The following is a 5963-nucleotide window of genomic DNA, read 5'->3' on the forward strand; positions in this document are numbered from 1 at the left end:
CTTGACCGCCTGCGCCTGGACGACACACGTATACAGGCCATGGCCGAGGGTGTCCGCGACGTGGCGACCTTGCCCGACCCCGTCGGCGTGGTGACGCGCCGCGAAACCCGCCCCAATGGCATCGTGGTGGAGCGCGTGCGCGTGCCGCTGGGCACCATAGCGATGATCTACGAGGCCCGCCCCAACGTCACCGCCGATGCCGCCGCATTGTGCCTGATGGCAGGCAACGGCGTGGTGTTGCGGGGCGGCTCGGAAGCGGCCCACTCCAATGCGGCCATTGCCCGCGTGATCGCCACGGCGCTGGAAGCCAGCGGTGTGCCCAGTGCCGCCGTGAGCGTGGTGGAAGATCTCTCCCGTGACGCCATGGTGCAGCTGCTGCAGCTCACCGACATCATCGACCTTGCCATTCCCCGCGGCGGTGAAGGCCTGATCCGCTTTGTCGCCGAGCACGCCCGCGTGCCGGTGATCAAGCATTACAAGGGTGTGTGCCACCTGTACGTGGACAGCGACGCGGACCTTGAACTTGCCCTGCGCTTGCTGGTGGACGGCAAGGCGAGCCGTCCTGGCGTGTGCAATGCACTGGAAACGCTTCTGGTGCACGCCGACGTGGCCGCCCAGTTCCTGCCGCGCGCCGTGGCCGCGTTACCCCAGGTCGAATGGCGCGGCTGCGAACGATCACGAGCCATCACGTCCATGGCCAGCGCCACCGACGACGATTACGCCGCCGAGTTCCTCGACCTGATCATCGCGGTGCGCGTGGTCGACAGCCTGGACGATGCCATCACGCACATCCGCCGCTTCGGCTCCGACCACACCGAGGTGATCGCCACGCACAACGCCGCCACCGCCGATCGCTTCATTGCCGCCCTGCGCTCGGCCGTGGTGATGGTCAATGCCTCATCGCGCTTCAGCGATGGAGGCGAACTGGGCCTTGGCGCCGAGATCGGCATCTCCACCACCCGTTTGCATGCCTATGGACCGATGGGCGCGGAATCGCTCACCATTGAACGCTTTGTCGTCCGCGGGACAGGCCAGATCCGCCACTAGCGCCAAGCTGTCCGCCGTGGTGTTATCTCTCGTCGTGTTTCAGCACGGACGCCAAGTGGTCCACGAGTAGCCGCACCTTCGCCGGCATATGCCGGTTGGAAGGAAAGAGTGCGTGGATGGGTTGTGGGGGTAGCGTCCAGCGGGGTAACAGCCGCACCAGTGCGCGTTGCCTTATGTCTTCATCGACAAGCATGCTGGGAAGGACGGCGACGCCCAGGTGCGCCAGGGCGGCCAAACGGATCGCCGCGGCGTGGTTGCACAGCAGGCTGCTGCGCGGTTGCACGCGTACTTCGTGCGATCCCTGCTTGAGGATCCACGCGGGCGCGGGCGGCGCGTTGCCCAATTGCAATCCCGCATGGTCGGCAAGGTCGGCCGGTTTTACCGGTGAGCCATGGGTGTCGACGTATCGTGGCGTTGCCACTAATACGCGGCGGTTCTCGCCGATGCGGCGCGCGACCTGCTCGGAGTCGGGCAGGTCGCCCACGCGGATGGCAAGGTCGTAGCCCTCGTCGATCAGGTCCACATAACGATTACCCGCGAACAGTTCCACCTCAATGCGCGGATGGCTGGCCATGAAGGTGGTCAGCGCCGGCATCACGCGCGCATCGGTAAGGCCCGTGGGCACGCTAAGTCGTATGCGGCCGGCGATGTCCTGACTGGCGCTGTCGGCCATCGCATCGGCTGCATCTAGCTGCGCCAGCAAGGTTTCGCATCGCGTGAAGTAGGCTTGGCCGGCCTCGGTCAGGCTTACCGCGCGGCTTGTGCGTTGCACCAGGCGTACGCCAAGGCGCTCTTCCAGGCGGGACACGCTGCGGCTCATCGACGACGCACTCACGCCTAGCACGCCAGCCGCTTGTGTAAAGCCACGCTGGCGCGCCACCTCGACGAAGTGCATCAGCTGCACGAACCGGTCCGACTTCATTGCGTCACCTGCAACGTTGCATTGCCCTGCGAGGGATTTATCGCGGCGGCACCCAGGCGCAGACTCATCGTACCTGGCGCGACGCTGTGTCCGCCGACGATAGCAAAGAGGTGGGTAATGAAGAAGATCGCAGGCAAGGGTGCCTTGCTGATGGCGGTGACGTGCGCTGCATGCGGAGCTGCAGGCCCCGCGATGGCCGGGACCATCGACATCGTGCGCAAACCTTTGTTGTCGGCGTCTCTGGCGGCGGGAACCAGGGTGGGCAGGGTAGAGGTCAAGGAAATTACCCTGGCCGAAGGGCAACCCACCGGGCGTCACCAGCATCCGGCGCCCGTCATCTGCTACGTGGTCAAAGGCACCATCCTGTTCCAGGTGGAAGGTCAGCCGGCCGGGGAATATCCCGCGGGTTCGGCCATCTTCGAGCCCGCCAACACCGTGATCGAGCACTTCGACCCCGTGGGGGGACCTGCCACCTTCGTGGCCAATTACCTGCTGGAGGAAGAGGACCAGCCGTTGATCCAGATGCTTCCACCTGGCGGAACGTAGGCTCCCCCTTCGGTATCCGTCCCACTTAGCTGGCGGGGGGGATTTGCGATGGAGTTCGACAAGTCGCGAGATCCTGCGCGCTTGCCGCGCGGCGAGGCCATGCGCGACACTCGTTTCTGACCAAGGGAATAAGGGCGGGGCATGGAGAACACATCCGGGCGTGGTCCATCGTCTGAAGTACCGTCGGAGGTCGATCGCTGGAACTGGGGAGCGTTCCTGCTGAGCTGGATCTGGGGCATCGGCAACAGCACGATGATCGCGCTGCTTGTTTTCATTCCACTGGTCGGCTTCGTGATGATGTTCGTGCTGGGTGCCAGGGGGAGTGCCTGGGCCTGGCGCAACAGGCACTGGGACAGCATTGAACAGTTCAGGGCAACCCAGCGAACCTGGGCCAGGTGGGGCATCGCGGTATGGCTTTTGGTGCCGCTTTTTTTGGTCGGGATATTCCTGACCATCACCCAGGGGATGAAGAGCTCGGGCGCATATCAGGTGGCCCTTGCCAATGCCAGGGCCAATGCGGAAGTCGTGCAGATCGTCGGCGAGCCGATGTCGGCAGGCACGCCGATGGGCAACATCCAGGTCAGTGGCCCGGATGGGCGGGCAGATCTTTCCTTCAATCTGGAGGGCCCTCATGGCAAGGGCACGGTCTACGTCGAGGCGGAGAAACACCTGGGCCAATGGGAGGCCAAACACGAGGTATTCCAGGATGCCGCGACCGGGCACCGGATCGACATCAAGCAACCATGAGCAGGTGGCTCTGGTTCACCATCCCGGCTTTTTTCCTCGCAACGACGGCTGCACTGGCAGGCGGCCATGACCTGGTCGCGACACCTATCACCGATGGTGGCGATCCCGCGGTGCGGCCAGGCGACGACTTCTATCGCTACGCCAACGGCCGCTGGCTCGACACGACGCCACTGCCGCGCGACCACATTGAAGTGGGCACGCTGCAGGGCATGATCGACCGTACGACGGGGCAACTGCATGAACTGATGCAGGCGCAGGCCGCAACCGCAGGCCACCAGCCTGGCGATGCCGCCGGAAAAGTGGGGGCGTATTATCGAGCCTACCTCGACCAGGCAAGGCGCGACGCCTTGGGCTGGCAACCGATCAAGCCGTTGCTCGACGGCGTACGCCAGGCAACCACGAAAGATGCGCAAGTGGCGCTGATGGGCCGGGCGCCGCTGAGCTTCGAGGGATCGTTGTTCGGGGTCATCGTGGACGTGGACCATCGCGATCCGAAACATACGGCCGTGTTCCTGAGTCTTTCCGGCACCGCACTACCTGATCGTGCGTACTACCTCGACAAGCGGTTTGCCGCGCAGCGCTCGGCGTATCGCGCCTACCTCTCTGCATCGTTTGCCCGCGTCGGATGGCCATCTCCCGCGGACGCGGCTGGCCGCGTGCTTGACTTCGAAACGGCGCTGGCCAGCGCCAGCTGGAACGAGGCACAACAGCGTGACGTACTGTCGACGAACAACCCGGAGACACTCGCCGGGCTTGAACGACTGGCGCCGGGCTTCCCATGGCAGCACTTCCTTGCCGCTTCCGGCATTCCCGGCGACGCCCATCTGGTGCTGGTGGAAAAAGCTGCATTTCCGAAAGTCGCCAGGCTGTTCGCTTCAACGCCGTTGTCCACCATCGAGGCCTGGCAGGCCGCGCGCATGATCGATCATGCATCGCCGTTGCTGTCCGCCGACTTCACCGATGCATGGTTCCGCTTCCGGGGGATGGTGTTGGCAGGACAATCGGCGCCACCGGAACCCTGGCAACTGGCCGTCCAGACCATTTCCGGCAGCGGGTGCCCCGGTGACCCATCCGTGTGCTTCGGAAGCCTGCGTTGGAGCGTGGGGCAGCTGTACGTGGCGAAGTATTTTCCGGCGTCCTCGCGCGATAGCGTGCGGGCGATGATCCAGGAGCTGCGCGATGCGTACCGCGATCGCATCGACAAGCTGGCATGGATGTCGCCCGGAACCCGCGCCGAGGCCCAGCGAAAACTCCTCGCCTATACGGTGAATGTCGGCTACCCCGACCATTGGCGCCAGGATGCTCCGGATGTGATTCGCGACGACGACCTGGTGGGCGATGTTTTGCGCTCCGCGGCCGTGGACTGGCGCTACGAGCTGGGGCTGCTTGCCCGTCCAGTGGATCCGACCGAGTGGTACGAAGCGCCGCAGACGGTGGACGCGGAAAACGGCGAGGCGTTGAACATCGAATTCCCCGCGGCGCTATTGCAGCCACCCCTGTTCGATCGACAAGGCGATCCAGCTGCCAACTACGGCGCACTCGGCTCGTATATCGGCCACGAATGGACGCACGGTTTCGATGATGACGGTCGCCACATGGATGCGGACAACCGCCTTCGTGACTGGTGGGGCAAGACCGACGGCCAGGCATTCGCCCAACGTGCCGCCGCACTGGGCAGGCAATACGCCGCCACCGAACCCGTGCCCGGCATGCACGTCGATGCCGGCCAGACCATGGGCGAGAATATCGCCGACTTAGGCGGCGTCACCCTGGCCTTGGACGCCTATCACCGCTCCCTGGCGGGCAGGGCAGCATCCACGCTGGATGGCCTTACCGGTGAGCAGCGGTTCTTCCTTGCATGGGCCCGGGTGTGGCGAGGCAAAAAGACACCGGAAGCGCTGCGCGACCAGGTGACGGACGACGTGCACTCTCCGTATCCGGAGCGCGTCAATATCCCTTTCCGGAATATCGATGCCTGGTACGAGGCTTTCGGGGTCAAGGCTGGCGATCGGTTGTACCTGGCGCCGGGAAAAAGAGTGCAGATATGGTAGGCAATCACTTCGACAGGAGCGTCCGCATCTGGTCGGCTGTCCGGGTATCGTCCACAGCATCGGCGGCCTGCGCCGCGCCGCTAAGCGCCCCGCGCCTGCCGGGCGCCGCAGCCAATGCAACCCGATAGGCCTCAAGCGCTTCCTTCGGTCGATGCATTGCCAGCAGCAAGTCTCCAAGTTGTTCGCGAGCTGGAATGATCGGGCCCGGCGTCAATGGAAGTTTCTCGATACCGTCTTCCTGGTCCGCGGCCAGCCGAAGCGCTTTGATGGCCTGGTCGGGATGCGATTGCGCCGCTAATTGCCAGGCCTTGCTTTCCTTCGCGAGGATCTCGACCTGGGTCGCCCAATAGGTTTTGCCATCGGCCACCAACTGCTGTCGGCAGGTCTCGAGTTTCGCGATGTCCTGATCGGCTGCTTGCGGGTGGCCGTCGCGCGCCTGGGCCACGGCGCGGGCCCAATAGACAATGGCGGCCACTTCCGGGGATGAACCTGGCTGTGGTTGCAGGTTTGAGGCAACGTCCCATTGACGGCCCTCCATGGCAAGGCGCACCGGCATGGCGGTTGCCGCATACCCTGCCTTGAAGTCACTTCCGGCCTGCGTGCCCATCGTCGACAGCGACTGCACCACGCCTTCGGCGTCAGCGCGCCTG

6 protein-coding genes are annotated in these 5963 nt (G+C 64.6%); 4 read left to right on the forward strand and 2 right to left on the reverse strand.

Annotated features, from left to right (window positions below; genetic code table 11):
• The coding region (locus tag VK519_RS07150) for a glutamate-5-semialdehyde dehydrogenase (protein WP_324348567.1) at positions 1-1047 on the forward strand (1047 nt) is incomplete at its 5' end.
• Between the two features lie 22 nt (positions 1048-1069).
• On the opposite strand, the gene VK519_RS07155 is transcribed toward VK519_RS07150, so the two are convergent.
• Positions 1070-1969, reverse strand: coding sequence for a LysR family transcriptional regulator (locus VK519_RS07155; RefSeq protein ID WP_324348569.1), 900 nt, complete (start codon positions 1967-1969; stop codon positions 1070-1072).
• A 117-nt stretch (positions 1970-2086) separates the two neighbouring features.
• On the opposite strand from VK519_RS07155, the gene VK519_RS07160 reads away from it, so the two are divergent.
• The 3 genes from VK519_RS07160 to VK519_RS07170 all read left to right on the forward strand — a co-directional run bounded on the left by VK519_RS07160 (position 2087) and on the right by VK519_RS07170 (position 5313).
• Complete coding sequence (locus VK519_RS07160) at positions 2087-2515, forward strand: cupin domain-containing protein (RefSeq protein ID WP_324348570.1); 429 nt, start codon at positions 2087-2089, stop codon at positions 2513-2515.
• A gap of 141 nt (positions 2516-2656) precedes the next feature.
• Entirely contained in the window at positions 2657-3262 is a 606-nt protein-coding gene (locus VK519_RS07165; protein WP_324348572.1) for a cytochrome c oxidase assembly factor Coa1 family protein, read from the forward strand.
• Positions 3259-5313: a M13 family metallopeptidase gene (locus VK519_RS07170; protein ID WP_324348573.1), complete on the forward strand. Its 2055-nt coding sequence runs from the start codon at positions 3259-3261 to the stop codon at positions 5311-5313. Before VK519_RS07165 ends, VK519_RS07170 begins: the two co-directional genes overlap by 4 nt.
• Positions 5314-5317: 4 nt before the next feature.
• Here the strand turns inward: VK519_RS07170 and VK519_RS07175 are convergent, their stop codons facing one another.
• The gene (locus VK519_RS07175) at positions 5318-5869 is read right to left on the reverse strand and encodes a hypothetical protein (protein WP_324348574.1); all 552 of its coding nucleotides are present in this window, start codon (positions 5867-5869) and stop codon (positions 5318-5320) included.
• Positions 5870-5963 lie beyond the last annotated feature (94 nt).

Source organism: Pinirhizobacter sp., from assembly GCF_035317885.1.
In the GTDB taxonomy this organism is placed as follows: domain Bacteria; phylum Pseudomonadota; class Gammaproteobacteria; order Xanthomonadales; family Rhodanobacteraceae; genus Pinirhizobacter.

Excerpts from the sequence above, each read along its gene's own strand:
- VK519_RS07170 (WP_324348573.1), top strand. The coding sequence starts at position 3,259 with ATGAGCAGGTGGCTCTGGTTCACCATCCCGGCTTTTTTCCTCGCAACG.
- VK519_RS07165 (WP_324348572.1), top strand. The coding sequence starts at position 2,657 with ATGGAGAACACATCCGGGCGTGGTCCATCGTCTGAAGTACCGTCGGAG.
- VK519_RS07175 (WP_324348574.1), bottom strand. The coding sequence starts at position 5,869 with ATGCCGGTGCGCCTTGCCATGGAGGGCCGTCAATGGGACGTTGCCTCA.
- VK519_RS07155 (WP_324348569.1), bottom strand. The coding sequence starts at position 1,969 with ATGAAGTCGGACCGGTTCGTGCAGCTGATGCACTTCGTCGAGGTGGCG.
- VK519_RS07160 (WP_324348570.1), top strand. The coding sequence starts at position 2,087 with ATGAAGAAGATCGCAGGCAAGGGTGCCTTGCTGATGGCGGTGACGTGC.